This window comes from Rhodococcus sp. C26F (assembly GCF_053345925.1).
Genome location: NZ_JBKFBA010000001.1, coordinates 15670 through 31428 on the forward strand (window position 1 = coordinate 15670; position 15759 = coordinate 31428).

Genomic DNA, 15759 nt, shown 5'->3' on the forward strand with positions numbered 1-15759 from the left:
AATGCCGACGGCCCGATCCGGTTACTGCACGGTAGTTTCGAGCAGGTGAGCGCGCCGTGAGCGGAGTGACCGTCCCCTCACTGCGCCGCACGCGATAGCGTCGAACACATGTATGCAATCGTCGCCACCGAACCCGGTGGTCCAGAAGTTCTCCGGTGGACCGAGCAGCCCGACCCGGACCTGCCTCCCGGGCACGTACTTCTCGATGTCGCGGCGACCGCGGTCAACCGCGCCGACCTGCTGCAACGGCGCGGCCTCTATCCGCCGCCCCCGGGGGCGAGCGACATCCTGGGCCTCGAATGCTCCGGAGTGATCTCCGAACTCGGCGAGGGGGTGACGGGCTGGAACATCGGCGACAAGGTCTGCGCCCTGCTCACCGGCGGCGGTTACGCCGAGAAGGTCGCGGTGCCCGCGTCCCAGTTGCTGCCCGTCCCGAAGGGCATCGACATCGCGGTCGCCGCGTCGCTTCCCGAGATCACGTGCACGGTGTGGTCGAACGTCGTGATGACGGCCGGCCTGAAGCGCGGCGACGTCCTGCTCGTCCACGGTGGCGGTGGCGGCATCGGCACGCACGCCATCCAGGTGGGCAAGGCGCTCGGCGCGAAGGTGGCGGTGACGGCCTCGGCCGGCAAGCTGGACCGCTGCCGCGAACTCGGTGCCGACCTGGCGATCGACTACCGCGAACAGGACTTCGTCTCCGAGGTGCGCAATGCCTTCGGTGGCGCCGACGTGGTGCTCGACAACATGGGTGCGAAGTACCTGTCCCGGAACATCGACGTCCTCGCTCCGGACGGACGGCTCGTCGTCATCGGCATGCAGGGCGGCACCAAGGGTGAACTGCACCTCGGCAAGCTGCTCGCCAAGCGCGGTCACGTCATCGCGACCGGTCTGCGCGGCCGTCCGGACTCGGGTCCGTCGGGCAAGAGCGAGATCATCGACTCCGTGCGCGCCAATCTGTGGCCGCTCATCGAGGAGGCGAAGGTCCATCCCGTCGTGCACGCCGAGCTGCCGATCACCGAGGCAGCACAGGCACACGAACTGCTCGACAGCCCCGAGACCGTCGGGAAGGTCGTGCTGCGGATCGAGCGGAACTAGAGGTTGCGGAGCTCGCGGACGAGCTGATCGACCTCGAAGCTCGTGGTGTAGGGAGCGAGGCCGATGCTCACCGCTCCCCCTTCGTCGCTGACGCCGAGGGAGTCGAGGAGCCGGCTCGATCCGCGGGTGCTCGCCACCGTCGCGATGCGGCGGTCGGCGAGATGCGCGGCGACCTTCTCGGCCGGGACCCCGTCGACGGTGAAGCTGAGGGTGGGGACGCGGCTCGACGCGCGGCCGAGCACGATCACGCCGGTGAGACTGTCGAGCTGTCGCATCAGACGGTCGAACAGCACGTCCTGGTAGTTCTGCATCGAGCTGATCGAGATGTCGAGACGCTCGCGGCGCGAACCGGTGGCGTCGTCGTCCAGTGAGGCCATGAAGTCGATGGACGCGGGGATACCGGCGAGCAGACCGAACTGGTGACCGCCCACCTCGAGACGTTCGGCGCCGCGCGCGTGCGGGTTCAGCGACATCGCCGGGACCCGTTCGAGATGCGAGGGGTCGGAGAAGACCAGCGCACCGATCTGCGGTCCGCCCCACGCGGCGATGTCGACGGTGAGGACGTCGGCGCCGAGATCGTCGATGTCGACGTGGGCGTAAGGGGCGGCGCCGGCGGCGTCGACGACCATGAGCCCACCGACCTCGTGGACGAGATCCGCGACGACCCGCACGTCGGGCGCCGTGCCGACGATGGACGACGCCGCGGTGAGCGCGACGAGCCGGGTGGTGGGCGTGATGAGTTCCTCGTACTGCCAGGTGGGCAGCTCGCACGTCTCGATTTCGACCTCGGCCCAGCGCACCTGCGCGCCGTAGCGGCTCGCGACCCGCAACCAGGGAGCGATGTTCGCCTCGTCGTCGAGCCGTGACAGGACCATGCCGGTGCCGAGCCCGAGGCGGGAACTGAGTGCTTCGGCGAGCCAGGCGAGCAACACCGCGTGGCTCGGGCCCAGGACGACCCCGTCCGGGTCGGCACCCACGAGTTCCGCGACCGCGACGCGCGCCTCCTGGAGGATCGCGGCGCTGCGACGCGACGACAGGTGCCGTCCGGTCGCTGACGCGGCCGAGTTGCGGAAGGCGGTGGACACGGTGCGCGACACCACATCGGGGATCTGCATACCGGCCCGTGGATCGAGATGGATCCACCCGTCCCCGAGCGAGGGGATCAACCCCCGGATCCGGGCAACGTCGTAAGCCATGGCAGACACTCTAGGTCCCGATGTCAATCGGGACGCGCCGTGCCTGCATCCGGCGTTGCCTTCTCGGTAGGCTCGATCGGGGTACCCGGCACTCCGGGACCTTCGGGCAACCGGGCACCCCCGGGGTGGGAAAGGGAGAATGGAGCCATGACGCATCCGGACAACGACCAGGTTCTCGTGATCGGCCCCGACGGCCGGCCCATCCGTGTCTCCCGCGAGGAGGCGGCCCGCGTGGAGGCCGACGGCCGGCCGGAGGAGGAGAAGACCGAGAACGGCGGCGAATCCCTGGCCGACATGGTCGAGCAGCCGGCGAAGGTCATGCGGATCGGCACCATGATCAAACAGCTCCTCGAAGAGGTGAAGGCCGCGCCGCTCGACGACGCCAGCCGCACCCGGCTCAAGGACATCCACCTGTCGTCCATCCGCGAACTCGGTCAGGGCCTCGCCCCCGATCTGCGGGAGGAACTCGAGCGGCTCGCGCTGCCCTTCGGTGAGGACGCGGTGCCCTCCGACGCCGAGCTGCGCATCGCGCAGGCCCAGCTCGTCGGTTGGCTCGAAGGTCTGTTCCACGGCATCCAGACGGCCCTGTTCGCTCAGCAGATGGCGGCTCGTGCCCAGCTCGAGCAGATGCGTCAGGGAGCGCTTCCTCCCGGCGTCGCGCAGGGCGGTCGCGGTCAGAACGATCAATCGCTTCCCGGTCAGACCCACCCCGGAACCGGCCAGTACCTGTAGTCCCGCCGGGTACGCCCCGGGACTCGGGTATCGGCGCGACGGGTACGCTCGGGTCCCGTGTCAGCGTCTGGAGCAGCATCGTGAGTCGGGTCAGCATCGAAACGCGCGGCGCGTGCGTCGACTTTCCCATCTTCGACGCCAAGACCCGCTCCTTGAAGAAGGCCTTCCTGGGTAAGGCGGGCGGAGCGATCGGCCGCAACAACTCCGACGTCGTGGTCGTCGAGGCTCTGCGCGACATCACGATGTCGTTGAAGGAAGGCGACCGCGTCGGCCTCGTCGGCCACAACGGTGCCGGCAAGTCCACGCTGCTGCGTCTGCTCTCCGGGATCTACGAGCCCACGCGCGGCCACGCTCGGGTGAAGGGTCGCGTCGCGCCGGTGTTCGACCTCGGCGTCGGCATGGACCCGGAGATATCCGGCTACGAGAACATCATCATCCGCGGCATGTTCCTCGGGATGAGCCGCAAGCAGATGCTGGCCAAGGTCGACGAGATCGCGGACTTCACCGAGCTCGGCGACTACCTCAACATGCCGCTGCGCACCTACTCGACCGGTATGCGGGTGCGTGTCGCGCTCGGCGTGGTCACCAGCATCGATCCCGAGATCCTGCTGCTCGACGAGGGCATCGGCGCGGTCGACGCGGAGTTCATGAAGAAGGCACGCGTGCGTCTGCAGGATCTCGTCGCGCGCTCGGGCATCCTCGTGTTCGCCAGCCACTCGAACGAGTTCCTCGCCCAGCTGTGCGACCAGGCGATGTGGATCGACCACGGTCAGATCCGTGAGCAGGGCGACATCGAGCACGTGGTGCGCGCCTACGAGGGCGACGAGGCCGGCGATCACGTGCGCACGATCCTCCACGAGCTCGAGCGTGAGCGGATCGCGAAGTCCGCCCACGACACCGCGGCCTCGACGGGTTCGAACGGTGGCTGACGAACGGATCATCGGCGTCGTCGTCACGCACCGCCGGCGCGAACTGCTGGCGGACTCGCTGAAAGTTCTTGCCTCGCAGTCCCGTCCGCTCGACCATCTCGTGGTGGTCGACAACGGCGACGAGGACGCGGTGCGCGAGCTCGTCGACGCGGTGGACCTGCCCACGAGCTATCTCGGTTCGAAGCACAATCTCGGCGGCGCGGGCGGCTTCGCCCTCGGCATCCTGTACGCGCTGTCGCTGGGAGCCGACCGGGTGTGGCTCGCCGACGACGACGGCCGCCCCGAGGGACCGGACGTGCTTGCGACACTGCTCGACTGCGCGCAGCGCAACGGCCTGGCCGAGGTGTCGCCGGTCGTGTGCGACATCGCGCAACCCGACCGCCTCGCCTTCCCGCTGCGCCGCGGTGTGGTGTGGCGGCGGTGGCGGCACGAACTCGGCGACGAGGACCTGCTGCCCGGTATCGCCTCGCTGTTCAACGGCGCGCTCTTCACGGCCGCGGCGATCGACGCGGTGGGCGTGCCCGACCTGCGCCTGTTCGTCCGCGGTGACGAGGTCGAGGTGCACCGCCGTCTCGTCCGGTCGGGACTGCCGTTCGGCACCTGCCTGCAGACGGCCTACCTGCACCCGGACGGTGCCGACGAGTTCAAGCCGATCCTCGGTGGCCGGATGCACACGCAGTATCCGGACAACGACACCAAGCGGTTCTTCACCTACCGCAACCGCGGCTACCTGCTGTCGCAGCCGGGACTGCGCCGGTTGCTGCCCCAGGAATGGGTGCGGTTCGGCTGGTACTTCCTGATCACGCGCCGCGACCCGGCCGGTCTGCGCGAGTGGATCCGGCTGCGCAGACTCGGGCGCGAGGAGAGATTCGAACGACCCTGACGGGGCCGCCGCTCAGTCGGTGATGACCGTCTGCGCTGCGATCTCCTTGAGTTTCGCGTTCGCCCAGCGCAGTTGGCGCAGGGTCTGCGGATGGCAGCGTTCGGAGAGGGCGAGCAGTTCGCGGTCGCTCAGGGCCTGCGCCGTCTGGGCGAGGATCTCCCAGTCGAGCGAGACACCCGCCGCCATGCGGTGCACGGTGCGCAGGTCCCGCAGCAACAGGACGCTCGGGGCGTGTCGGCGTCCGAGCATCTCGCTTCCCTTCCGCCGCACCTCCGCGAGCACCTCGTGGACGCCCTGGGGCTCGTCGTCGAGGTCGAGGTCGTAGTCGTGGCCGACGCGGGCGAGTTCGCGCACGTGCTGCTGCGACCAGCCGGCGATGTCACGCGCCACGTAGAAGATCTCGTGGTCGACCTTGTGCCGGTCCGCCGTGCGCAGCAGTTCGGTCGCCAGGTCGTTCTCCGAGCGGTGCAGTTCGCGGATCGCCAGGGAGACCTTGTTCATCGCGGCCCTCCGTCGTCGAGCGTCTCGGTGATCTCGGCGTCCGGTCCACCCGAGGTGGCGGGCACGCTGCCGGAGACCGGTGCCGACGCGGTGGTGGTCGGTGCCGCGGACGGCCCGTCGTCGGCGACGGCGATCCGTTCGACGCGCGCGGCGCCCGACTTGAACAGGGGTTGCTTCGACGCCGGGTCCCAGTCGGTGAAGGTCAGTTCGTTGGCCGCGCGCCCCTCGAGCGCCGGTTCGTGGCCCGCCGGGGTGTCCCAGTAGCCGTAGTGGAACGGCAGGAACAGCACCCCGTTCCGGATCCCGCTGATCCGCAACCGCGCGGTGACGTGCCCGCGCGGGGTGTCGATCCGCAGCAGGTCGCCCTCCGACCAGCCGTGCCGCTCGGCGTCGCCCGCCGACATCTCCACCCACACCTCCGGTGCCGCGCGTTGCAGTTGCGGGGCGCGGCCGGTCTTCGTGCGGGTGTGGAAGTGGTAGAGCGTGCGGCCGGTGGTGAGCAGATAGGGATACTCGTCGGAGACCGTCTCGTGCGGGGGAAGATACTCACCCGCCTTGATGATCGCCTTGCCGAAGGGGTTCAGCGCCCGGTACTCGGTGGGTTCGACCGGCGCTCCGGTGACCATGTCCCGTCCGTAGTTCTCGCAGTAGTCCGGTGCGGCCCAGAACTTTCCGCCCTCGTAGAGACGTTCGGTCCCGTCGGGTGCGTCGGCGTTGCACGGCCACTGGATTCCGCTTCCGCCACGTAGTTTCTCGTAGGTGATGCCCGTGTAGTCGCAGGGCCGCCCGGCCGTGCACTCCTTCCACGCCTCGAATGCCTCCTCGGGCGTGGACCACTTCACGAGCGGGTCGCCGTCCTTGTCACGCAGATCGATCCGGCGCGCGTAGTCGACGAAGATGTCGAGATCAGGTCTGGCCTGTCCGGGTGGTTCGACGGCCTTCTCCGACAGGTGCACGGTCCGGTCGGTGTTGGTGAACGTCCCGGTCTTCTCACCCCAGGTCGCAGCGGACAGGACGACGTCGGCGAGCTGCGCGGTCTCCGACAGGAAGATGTCCTGCACAACGAGGAAAAGCCTGTCCTGGGAGAGGATCTCGCGCACCCGGCGCAGTTCCGGCAGGGACACCGCCGGGTTCGTCCCGCTCACGTAGAGGAAGCGGATCGAGCCGTCCTCGACGTACCGCATCATCTGCATGAGGTGGGTGGGCGCGGTGTAGTGCGGGATCCGCATCGGGTCGATGTTCCACACCCGGGCGAGGTCCTCGACGTGCGATTCGTTGGCCCAGTTGCGGAAGGCCGGCAGGTCGCCGTCGGCGCCGCATTCGCGGGTGTTCTGCGCGGTGGGCTGCCCGTTCATCTGGAGGACTCCGCAACCGGGCCTGCCGAGCATGCCGCGCACGAGATGGATGTTGTTCACCTGCACGGCAGCCGTGGTGGCCTGATGGGACTGGTAGAAGCCCTGCAGGACCGTCGAGAGCAGCCGCTCCGCCGTGCCGAGCAGTCGAGCGGCCTCCCGCAGATCCTCGATGGGGACGTCGCAGATCTCGGCGGCCTTCTCGAGGGGATAGTCGTCGAGCCGGCTGCGCAGTTCGTCGAATCCGACGGTGTGGTCCTCGATGTACTTCTCATCGATCCACCCGCGTCGCAGGATCTCGTGCAACAGCCCGTTCATGAGGACGACGTTGGTGCCCGGGCGCGGGGCGAGGTGCACCGTCGCGGCCCGCGCGACCGGCGTCCGCCGCGGATCCACACAGATCACGGCCGGCGGATTCGGTCCGGCGAGCCGATCGAGGATCCGCGTCCATGTCACCGTCTGCGTCTCGGCCATGTTGTGTCCGTAGAGCGCGATGACGTCGGCCTGGTCGATGTCGGTGTAGGAGCCGGGCTGGCCGTCGCACCCGAAGGACTGTTTGAGGGCGGCCGCCGCCGTCGCTGTACACAGCCTCGTGTTGCCGTCCATGTGGTTGGTGCCGATGCCACCGTGACCGATGAGCGCGAGGGTGTAGTACTCCTCCAGGAACAGCTGCCCGGTGGTGTAGAAGCCGACCGAACTGGGGCCGCGCTCGTCGAGCAGTTGTTTCGTGCGACCGGCAACGGCATCCATCGCGGTGTCCCAGTCGGTCTCGACGAGTTTGCCGTCGCGGCGGATCAACGGCACGGTGAGCCGGTCCTCCGAGTGGTTCGCCTGCCAGCCGAACAGGTCCTTGGGGTCGAGCCGCCCGTGGTTGACCCGGTCGACGGCGCGTCCGCGCACCCCCACCATGCGTCCGTCCTTGACGGCGATGTCGAGGCCGTCGCCGTTGGAATGCAGGATGGTCGCCGACTGCACCCATCTGTCGACATCGTCCTCGGTCAGTCCGTCGGCGAGATAGGTGTCGACGCGGGTGGGCCAGCGTTGCCCGGGTCCGTAGGGTGTGCGCGAACCCCACGGATCCGCGATGCGATCCACGGTGGTCATGTCCCCGGCGGTACCCGGGGCGAGCAGGAACAAACACTTGCCTGCATTGCCGCACGACAGTCTCGATTCCGGCGCAACAATCCGGCAAATCCGACCACGGACGTACGCACTTCGTCCTACACTTTCGCCACACTCGACCTCGGGAGCCAGTGATGACCCCTCGTGCCACCTCACCGTCGACCCTCTGCGAAGCCTTCCAGACCACCGCCGCGGCGTACCCCGACAAGGTCGCGCTGCGCACCCCCGACGACTCCGTCTCCTACACCTGGCGTCAGTACGCGCAGCGCGTCGAACGCCTCGCCGCCGGACTCGCCGGCCTCGGCGTGAGCCGCGGGGACACCGTCGGCCTCATGCTCACCAACCGGCCCGAATTCCACCTTCTCGACACCGCCGCGATCCACCTCGGCGCGGTGCCGTTCTCGATCTACAACTCGCTGACCGCCGAACAGATCTCGTACGTGCTCGGCAACGCCGGCAACCGCGTGATGATCGCCGAGGAACAGTTCGTCCCCGTTCTGCGGCAGGCGCTAGGCGACACGAAGGTCGAGCACCTCGTGTGCATCGACGGCAAACCGGAAGGCACCATCTCCCTCGACGGCCTCGAGGCCGCCGCCGATCCGTCCTTCGACTTCGAGGCCTCGTGGAAGGCCGTGCAACCGCCCGACCTGCTGACCCTCATCTACACCTCCGGCACCACCGGGCCGCCGAAGGGTGTCGAACTCACCCACGCCAACCTGCTCGCCGAACTCGAGGCGACGAGCTCGTATCTGCCCACCGGCCCGGACGACCGGATCCTGTCGTATCTGCCCGACGCGCACATCGCCAACCGCTGGGGCTCGCACTACTCGAGCCTGTACAGCGGCATGCAGATCACCACGCTCGACGACCTCAAGCAGGCCATCACCGTGCTACCGAGCCTGCGGCCGACGCTCTTCGGCGCCGTCCCCCAGGTCTGGTACAAGCTCAAGGCCGCGATCGACAAGACCCTCGCCGAGGAGTCGAGCCCGATCAAGAAGAAACTCGCGTTGTGGGCGATCGACGTCGGACGCAAGCGCGCCCGGCTGCAGTCCGACGGCAAACCGGTCCCCCGCACCCTCGAGGTGCAGCACGCGGTGGCCGACAGGCTGGTGCTGTCCGCGATCCGCGGCAAGCTCGGCCTCGACCAGGTCCGGGCCGCTGTCACCGGTGCCGCCGCGATCTCGCCGGAGGTCCTCGAGTTCGTTCTCGCCCTCGGCATTCCGTGCTCCGAGGTGTGGGGTATGTCGGAGACCTCGTGCGTGGTCACGATGAACCGGCCGGGCGCCATCCGCATCGGCACCGTCGGGCAGGCCGTGCCGTGTGCGCAGCTCAGGATCGCCGAGGACGGCGAACTGCTCGTCTCGGGTCCGCTGTTGATGAAGGGCTACCGCAACGACCCCGAGAAGACTTCGGATGCAATCGATTCCGACGGCTGGTTGCACACCGGCGACATCGGTGAGATCGACGCGGACGGATACGTGCGGTTGATCGACCGGAAGAAGGAGATCATCGTCAACGCGGCGGGGAAGAACATGTCGCCCGCCAACATCGAAGGCGCCCTGCGTGCCGCTTGCCCGATGCTCGGTGGCGCCGTCGCCATCGGCAACGACCGCCCCTACAACGTCGCACTGCTCGCGCTCGATCCCGATGCCCTGGCCGTCTTCGCCGAACAGCACGGTCTCAGCGGCACCCACGAGGAGCTCTCCCGGCACCCGGTGGTCCTCGAGTCGATCGCGAAATCGGTCGAGGAGGCGAACAGCAAGCTGTCGCGGGTCGAGCAGATCAAGAAGTACACGGTGCTGCCGACGATCTGGGAACCCTCCGGCGACGAGCTGACCCCGACGATGAAGCTCAAGCGCAAGCCCATCGATGCCAAATACGCGGAGGAGATCGACAAGTTGTACGCGGGAGCCTGATCCGTCACAGGGCGGCTGATCCCCGAGTTATTTCGACGAATCGGTGAGCGAGGCGGTGTAATCGCCGACGATCTGCTCGGCGATCTCACGCACCTTGACGTTGCGGTGCTGGGAGAAGGCGACGAGTTTGTCGAACGCCGCGTCGGCATCGCACTTGAACGTGGCCATCATCAATCCGACGGCCTTGCTCAGTGTCGACCGGGTCTCCAGGGCCGTCTTCAACTGGTCGGATTCACGTTCCCGCGCGGCGAGCATCTGCTCACGCAGCCACGACAATTCGAGGTTCACGCGAACGCGGGCGACGAGTTCATCGGGGTGGAACGGTTTGGTGATGTAGTCGTCGGCGCCGGTACGCAGACCACCGATCGTGGCCTCCGCGCCGGCCCGTGCCGTCAGGAGGATGACCGGCAAACGGGAGGTCGCCGGGTCGCGGCGGATCTCCCCGAGCAGCTCCACCCCGTCCCGACCGGGGAGCATGATGTCGCTGAGGACGAGATGCGGCGGTCGCGATCGGATCCGCTCGAGTGCGGCATCGCTGTCCCCCACCGCATCCACGTGCCAGCTCTGGCGACGCAACAACTGCGTCAGATAGTCACGCATGTCCGCGTTGTCCTCGATCACGAGGATCCGTGGCAACGATTCCACATCCTCTCCCTGCGTGGACGATTCGTCCTCGTCGAAAGTGACCCTGTCCCACTGTTGCGCTTCGCCGATGTACATGGCGCTCAGATCCCCCGGGACGGTTCCCGCAGGCGACTCCGACGTCGGGTCGAGGACGCGGGGAACGGACACGGTGAAGGTGCTGCCGCGCCCGAGCTCACTGGACACGGTCACACTTCCGCCGAGCGTGTGGATCCAGTCCGAGACGAGGGACAGACCCAGCCCGATGCCCTCCTGACTGCGTCCCCCGACGCTATCGACGCGATGGAACCGTTCGAAGATGCGACCGAGTTCCGATTCCGGAATGCCGAGACCGGTGTCGGCGACCTTCAGGACCAGCAGATCGTCCTCGATGTCCAGATCCACATCGATCGATCCCGAGGGGGTGTACTTGATCGCGTTCGAGAGCAGGTTCAGCACGATATGAGCCCACGTCTGGGGATCGAGCCGGGTCTGCTCGGCCGCCGCGTCGGCGATCCGGCTGCGCAGGTCCAGGCCCGCACGCTGAGCCGCGTCGGCGAACAGGGCCACACATTCGGCCGTGAGCGCCGCCGGATCGGTCGGCCTCAGGGGCTTCCGCGACGGGTCGGTCTCGGCACGCGTCGCTTCGAGCAACGCGTCGACGAGTCGCCGCAACCGGACTGCGGCGCGCTGCGAGGCTTCCAGCGATTGCCGCTGCGCCTCCGTCAACGTCGTGGCCTCGTCGAGCACACTTTGCAACGGGCCGAGGAGCAGCGTGAGCGGCGTGCGGAACTCGTGGCTGATCGACTCGAGGAACCGCGTCTTGGCAGCGTCCAGTGCCGCGAACGCATCGGCCCGCCGACGCTCGGCATCCATCGCCGACGCATCGCGCAGCAGCCCCGAGATCTTCGTGACCACGAGGTCGACGAAGGTCGAGTACGCGGCGTCGAACACCCGGTACGGGCTCAGCCCGACGGCAAGGACACCGAACGGGAAGTCGTGACCCGAGGCCTTCAACGGCGCGAGGAGGATGCTGTCGATCGGATGGTCGCCGAGGGCACGCTGCGGGTCGAGAAGATCCGGGGAGCGCTCGGCGACGCCCGAGACGACAATCGGTGCGGAGGCCGCGGCGGCCTGCGACAGCAACCGGTCCTCGTCCGGACCGAGCAGCGCACCCGAGAAGCCGGGCTTCGTCCCGATCGACGCGAGCTGCTTCCAGTTCGATCGAGGATCATCGGGATCCAGCACGCGGCCGTCGAGGAAGAGCGCGGCCAGGGGAATGTCCTGATGGCTCGGAGCGAGCGCGTCCAACGCGTTCCGGCACGTGTCGATCACCGACATTCCCGAATCGGTGATCGCCACCGTGCCGAGGCTGCTCAAGGCCTCCAGGCGCCGCTCACCGAGCACCCGTGAGGTGACATCGGTGGTCGCGACGAACACCCCGGCCACCTCGCCGGAGTCGTCACGGATGGGGCTGTAGGAGAAGGTCCAGTAGGTCTCCTCCTCGTAGCCGTGGCGCTGCATGAACAGTAGTTCCTCCTCGGCGAAGGTGGCCGTCCCCGCCATCGCCCGTTCGACGCGGGCGCCGACCTCGTCCCACACCTCGTGCCAGCACTCGGGTGCCGGCTGGGCGACCGCCGCGGGATATTTGTCGCCGAGGACGGGGATGATCGCGTCGTTGAAGAGCTGCACCAACTGCGGTCCCCACCACAGGAGCATCGGCACCTCGGACGGCAGCACCGTCCGTACCGCCATCCGCAATTCCGCAGGCCACGACTCCACCGGACCCAAGGGTGTGGCCGACCAGTCGGTCTTCCGAAAGCGCTCCTGGCTTTCTCCCGGTCCCGCGAACAGGCGTTCCGCCGACCACGTCTCTCCCGACTCGGCTGTCGCCGTCATGCCGCGTCAACTCCCATCTCCGGTACGTCCCGCCCGCCGTCATTCTCCCCGATATCGCGCGGCGTGACCCCACAAGAGGACATACGACCTCCTTTCCTCAGGTGGGCCGGTGGTGGCGGTTCGTCGGGGAGGGAGAGAACGGCGTGTCGGCAGCAGATCGGCTATTTCGGGCACGCTCCGGCGTAGCGATCCAGACCGAGGCCGTCGTTCCGCTTCTTGCTGCGACCGGTCGGTCCGCCCTTCGGGGAGCGCACCCAGGTGCCGGACGAGTCGAGCCCGGGCATGCGTTCGCTCCCGAACCTGCTGTACCGGGTCTCACCGTCGACGGTCAGCACACCGTCCTGCACGTCGATGTGCGCGACGGTCGCCCAGTACGAGTTCTTCCCGTTGCCGACGTACACGAGGATCTCGTCGGCGTCGGGACCCGGCAGTCCGTCGTGCCCGGCGCGGCCGTATCGGATTGCCACACGCGGCTTTCCGAACTTGTCGATCGCACCTGCTCCGTTGTCGACGCTCTGATAGATGTTGACGAGGAGGTCGCCGTTCTCGTTCGGCAGCACCCGAACCTGTTCGACGGCAGGCTTCTTTCCGCTTCCCGGACCTTTGCTGTCGCCGTAGTGGTGGATGTACGGCCACGTGTCGAGACTCCCCCGGTGGCCGGGATCCCCGCTGATGACCACATAGTCGTTCGTGTCCTCGTTGCGGCAGTAGAAGTACACGTCGAGATCGCCGCTGCCGTACTTCTTCACGTTGCCGTTCCGGTCGTACGTCGCACCGCGCCCGTCCCATTCGAGTCCGACGGTGAGCACCCAGTTCGGGTCACCCTGCGACTTGCGCAGATCGATCCGGGCCGTCTGCGTGGGCGAATCCTTGGTGAGCGAGATCTGCACCTTCTCGAACGAGATCGGGCTCGCCGCGGGGGACGCCTTCGGAGCGGACGCCTTCGGAGCGGACACGGTCGGTTCGGGCTCGTCGTCCGTATCGTCGACGACGATCCCGTGGTCGGTCGCGAACGCCGCGAGTCCGTCCTGATAGCCCTGGCCGACGGCGTCGAGACGCCACCCGCTCCCGCGCCGGTACAGCGCGACGACCTGCAGGACCGTTTCGGTGGCCAGGCCGGGCGGGACGAACTCCAGCACCTGACCCGGGCCCCGAACCTCGACGCGTACACCCGGAACCTCACCGAAGGTGCGTCCCTGCGCCTCGGTGCTCGCGGCGACGAGCACCCGCTGGACGTCCGCCGGCACGGCGGACAGATCGACGGTGACGGAGGTGTCGGAGGTGAGGTGGACGCCCGGCGCCTTCGGGTTGTTGAAGAACACGAAGTCGTCGTCGCTGCGTACCCGGCCGGCGTCGGTGAGGAGGACGGCCATCAGGTCGACCGCTCCGTCCACGGCGGCACCGAGCCTCACCTCGTATCGGAGATCGGTGAGATCGGTCTTCGACCCCTTCGCTACCTCGGCCATGCGGTCCTCCTGTCCGTACGGGTGCTCACGAGGAGTTGTCCTCGGTCGCTCGTCCACCATCGCATCCCTTACATTCGAGGCAGTCGGCAACGGGAGTCCCGCGGATGCGACAGGGACGGTGGACGCGGTGGTGGCCGCTCGCGGTCGCAGCGGCGTTCGTCGTGCTGCTCGCCGCGACCAACTCGATCCCGACCTGGCCCGGACTGATCCATCTGGTGGCCCTGCCGCCCCTGGATCAGTTCACCGACCTGCGGATCCTGATGTCGCGGGCACCGTCGTGGCCGGTCTTCCTGATCGTGTGCGCGCTGCTGTTCGCGGCCCGGGTGACGCTCCTGGCGTGGCTCCTGGGCGGTCTCGATGCCCGCAGGCTCCGCTTCGCGGCCCTCCTCTACGCGGTCGCCTTCGGTCCGGTGCTGCTGGCGACAGTGGCTGACGCCGCGGCATATGCCGTTCTGTATGCGCGGTTGTTCTGGCTCGCGGTCGTCCTGGTCGCGGTGGTGGTGCTGGTTCTCGGGCCGATCCCCTGGCAGGGCCGGCACGACCTGCGAGGGAATGTCGCACTCTCCTGGCGCCGTGGACTGCGTATCGACGTGATGGCGCCGTACTGCGCGGTGGTCGTGATGCTCGGTGTCGTCGCGGATCGCATCCCGGTCCTCACGGTGCCACTCGTACCCGTCTCGGCCGCCGCGACCGGCATGGCGATCGTGATGATGGAGCGTGGGGCGTTGCGTCGGCCTGTGTATGCCCTGATCGCGTTCGTCGTTGTACTCGTCACCGTGTCGATCGTTGTCGTCACGAGCCGTGAATCCGGCAGGTCCGAACCCGCTTCACCGCAACCGGGTTCGCTGATGATCGTTGCGGGGATCAACTCCGCCTCGGGGCAGGCGAAAATTCACGCGACGGACGTGCACCGACTCGGCTACCGCTGCGAGCAGGTGTACTACTTCTCGTACGCCGGGCCGGGCGACGGGCAGCCTCGGCACAGCGCGACCTGCCCGATACGAACGGGCTCACCCTACGAGCCCGGCGACACCCAGCGCCCGTTCCGCGAGCAGGTCGACCTGTTCGTCGAACAGGCGTCGGTGCTCCCCCGCCCGCTGGTGGTCGCGGCGCATTCGCACGCCGTGTGGGTGGTGTGGGAAGCCGTCGCCACCGGACGAGTGGACGCCGACGCACTCCTGCTGATCGGCCTCTTTCCGAGCACCCCCACCGGCTACCCGCCACCACACGTGAACGCACCCGGACGGGTCGTCGGCGACCTGCTGCGCGCCGCCGTCCCCGTCACCGACCTGTTCCGCCTCCACTTCGATCCCGAGACTCCGACGGCACGGGAACTGCTCGGTACCGCCGGAGCGGCAGAATCCGTTCTGGCGCAGCCCCTTCCCGACAGCACGCGGGCGATGACCCTCCCGTCGGTCACCGACCTCCCTCTCGCGCCGAACTGGCGGCTCGGCGTCGAACGGAACGGTTGTCCGGCTCGGACCACCCACGCGAACCTTCCCCTGTCACCGGCTTTCGAGGACGCAGCCGTCCGTTTCCTGAACGACGAACCTCCCCCACCGTGCCCGGCGTGGCGGGAGTGGAGCGCGGCCGTCGTGCGGCCGTTCGGAATGCCCGGCCGAGGTGGGTGGTCCCACGTCGATCTCGATGACACTCACGGGCACTCGCCGCACGCCGGCGCTGCGCTGCCGAACCGTTCCCCGCGACGCGCTGATGTGCAACGATCGAAGCAGTCCAACCGTAGGTCTCGTCATCGGACGTTCGAGGAGCGATCATGAAAGATCATCGGCTCGAATTCGACGCCGCACTGCGGCAGATCGATCCAGACGTCGAGACCCGCACTCCGCAGCGTCGCCGCAACAAGTATGCGATCACCCTCGGGGCGCTCGTCGCCAGCGCATGGGTCGGCGAGACACAGCAGGTGCAGATTCAACCCGCTTCGGAACTGTACGAGTGGCTGGGCGACTCGGGCCAGATGGTTGCGGACGGCGACGGAGACTGACGCGGCCGATCGAGTCCGGCGTTGTTTGCGAGAACGCATCGAAAA

Annotated in this window: 12 protein-coding genes; 7 read left to right on the top strand and 5 right to left on the bottom strand. The window is 68.0% G+C overall.

The annotated features are described in order from the left end of the window. The first annotated feature begins 108 nt into the window (after nucleotides 1-108). A complete protein-coding gene (locus ACLBYD_RS00090) occupies nucleotides 109-1095 on the top strand; it encodes an NAD(P)H-quinone oxidoreductase (RefSeq protein ID WP_447814923.1) in 987 nt (328 codons plus the stop codon). Here ACLBYD_RS00090 and ACLBYD_RS00095 read toward each other — a convergent pair. Beyond that, entirely contained in the window at nucleotides 1092-2291 is a 1200-nt protein-coding gene (locus ACLBYD_RS00095; RefSeq protein WP_120281104.1) for a cysteine desulfurase-like protein, read from the bottom strand. The genes ACLBYD_RS00090 and ACLBYD_RS00095 overlap by 4 nt on opposite strands. 147 nt (nucleotides 2292-2438) lie before the next feature. Between ACLBYD_RS00095 and ACLBYD_RS00100 the strand changes: the two genes are divergently transcribed. The 3 genes from ACLBYD_RS00100 to glfT1 all read left to right on the top strand — a co-directional run bounded on the left by ACLBYD_RS00100 (nucleotide 2439) and on the right by glfT1 (nucleotide 4835). Continuing rightward, nucleotides 2439-3023, top strand: a complete 585-nt coding sequence (locus ACLBYD_RS00100) for a bacterial proteasome activator family protein (protein ID WP_060652232.1) — start codon at nucleotides 2439-2441, stop codon at nucleotides 3021-3023. A gap of 77 nt (nucleotides 3024-3100) precedes the next feature. Beyond that, complete coding sequence (gene wzt / locus ACLBYD_RS00105; RefSeq protein ID WP_120283862.1) at nucleotides 3101-3952, top strand: galactan export ABC transporter ATP-binding subunit Wzt/RfbE; 852 nt, start codon at nucleotides 3101-3103, stop codon at nucleotides 3950-3952. Beyond that, nucleotides 3945-4835 carry a galactofuranosyltransferase GlfT1 gene (glfT1, locus tag ACLBYD_RS00110; protein WP_016692663.1) on the top strand — a complete coding sequence of 297 codons (891 nt, stop codon included), beginning with the start codon at nucleotides 3945-3947 and terminating at the stop codon, nucleotides 4833-4835. Before wzt ends, glfT1 begins: the two co-directional genes overlap by 8 nt. A 12-nt stretch (nucleotides 4836-4847) precedes the next feature. Here glfT1 and ACLBYD_RS00115 read toward each other — a convergent pair whose 3' ends face one another. Together ACLBYD_RS00115 and ACLBYD_RS00120 are read right to left on the bottom strand one after the other, a co-directional pair. Further along, the gene (locus ACLBYD_RS00115; RefSeq protein WP_447814924.1) at nucleotides 4848-5336 is read right to left on the bottom strand and encodes a hypothetical protein; all 489 of its coding nucleotides are present in this window, start codon (nucleotides 5334-5336) and stop codon (nucleotides 4848-4850) included. Next, on the bottom strand, nucleotides 5333-7792 hold the full coding sequence (locus ACLBYD_RS00120; RefSeq protein ID WP_447814925.1) for a molybdopterin oxidoreductase family protein: 2460 nt from the start codon (nucleotides 7790-7792) through the stop codon (nucleotides 5333-5335). Before ACLBYD_RS00120 ends, ACLBYD_RS00115 begins: the two co-directional genes overlap by 4 nt. 152 nt (nucleotides 7793-7944) lie before the next feature. Between ACLBYD_RS00120 and ACLBYD_RS00125 the strand changes: the two genes are divergently transcribed. Next, complete coding sequence (locus tag ACLBYD_RS00125; RefSeq protein WP_447814926.1) at nucleotides 7945-9726, top strand: AMP-dependent synthetase/ligase; 1782 nt, start codon at nucleotides 7945-7947, stop codon at nucleotides 9724-9726. 27 nt (nucleotides 9727-9753) lie between these two features. Here the strand turns inward: ACLBYD_RS00125 and ACLBYD_RS00130 are convergent, their stop codons facing one another. Both ACLBYD_RS00130 and ACLBYD_RS00135 read right to left on the bottom strand, forming a co-directional pair. Next, nucleotides 9754-12246: a response regulator gene (locus ACLBYD_RS00130; protein ID WP_447814927.1), complete on the bottom strand. Its 2493-nt coding sequence runs from the start codon at nucleotides 12244-12246 to the stop codon at nucleotides 9754-9756. A 161-nt stretch (nucleotides 12247-12407) separates the two neighbouring features. Beyond that, nucleotides 12408-13712 carry a TerD family protein gene (locus tag ACLBYD_RS00135; RefSeq protein ID WP_447814928.1) on the bottom strand — a complete coding sequence of 435 codons (1305 nt, stop codon included), beginning with the start codon at nucleotides 13710-13712 and terminating at the stop codon, nucleotides 12408-12410. A 104-nt stretch (nucleotides 13713-13816) separates the two neighbouring features. Between ACLBYD_RS00135 and ACLBYD_RS00140 the strand changes: the two genes are divergently transcribed. Both ACLBYD_RS00140 and ACLBYD_RS00145 read left to right on the top strand, forming a co-directional pair. Further along, nucleotides 13817-15490 carry a hypothetical protein gene (locus tag ACLBYD_RS00140; protein ID WP_447814929.1) on the top strand — a complete coding sequence of 558 codons (1674 nt, stop codon included), beginning with the start codon at nucleotides 13817-13819 and terminating at the stop codon, nucleotides 15488-15490. Next, the gene (locus ACLBYD_RS00145; protein ID WP_447814930.1) at nucleotides 15487-15714 is read left to right on the top strand and encodes a hypothetical protein; all 228 of its coding nucleotides are present in this window, start codon (nucleotides 15487-15489) and stop codon (nucleotides 15712-15714) included. Before ACLBYD_RS00140 ends, ACLBYD_RS00145 begins: the two co-directional genes overlap by 4 nt. Nucleotides 15715-15759: the final 45 nt, after the last annotated feature.

Coding starts and splice junctions, on each gene's coding strand:
- ACLBYD_RS00120 (WP_447814925.1), bottom strand. CDS start 7,792: ATGACCACCGTGGATCGCATCGCGGATCCGTGGGGTTCGCGCACACCC.
- ACLBYD_RS00115 (WP_447814924.1), bottom strand. CDS start 5,336: ATGAACAAGGTCTCCCTGGCGATCCGCGAACTGCACCGCTCGGAGAAC.
- ACLBYD_RS00135 (WP_447814928.1), bottom strand. CDS start 13,712: ATGGCCGAGGTAGCGAAGGGGTCGAAGACCGATCTCACCGATCTCCGA.
- ACLBYD_RS00100 (WP_060652232.1), top strand. CDS start 2,439: ATGACGCATCCGGACAACGACCAGGTTCTCGTGATCGGCCCCGACGGC.
- ACLBYD_RS00125 (WP_447814926.1), top strand. CDS start 7,945: ATGACCCCTCGTGCCACCTCACCGTCGACCCTCTGCGAAGCCTTCCAG.
- ACLBYD_RS00145 (WP_447814930.1), top strand. CDS start 15,487: ATGAAAGATCATCGGCTCGAATTCGACGCCGCACTGCGGCAGATCGAT.
- ACLBYD_RS00130 (WP_447814927.1), bottom strand. CDS start 12,246: ATGACGGCGACAGCCGAGTCGGGAGAGACGTGGTCGGCGGAACGCCTG.
- ACLBYD_RS00090 (WP_447814923.1), top strand. CDS start 109: ATGTATGCAATCGTCGCCACCGAACCCGGTGGTCCAGAAGTTCTCCGG.
- ACLBYD_RS00095 (WP_120281104.1), bottom strand. CDS start 2,291: ATGGCTTACGACGTTGCCCGGATCCGGGGGTTGATCCCCTCGCTCGGG.
- ACLBYD_RS00140 (WP_447814929.1), top strand. CDS start 13,817: ATGCGACAGGGACGGTGGACGCGGTGGTGGCCGCTCGCGGTCGCAGCG.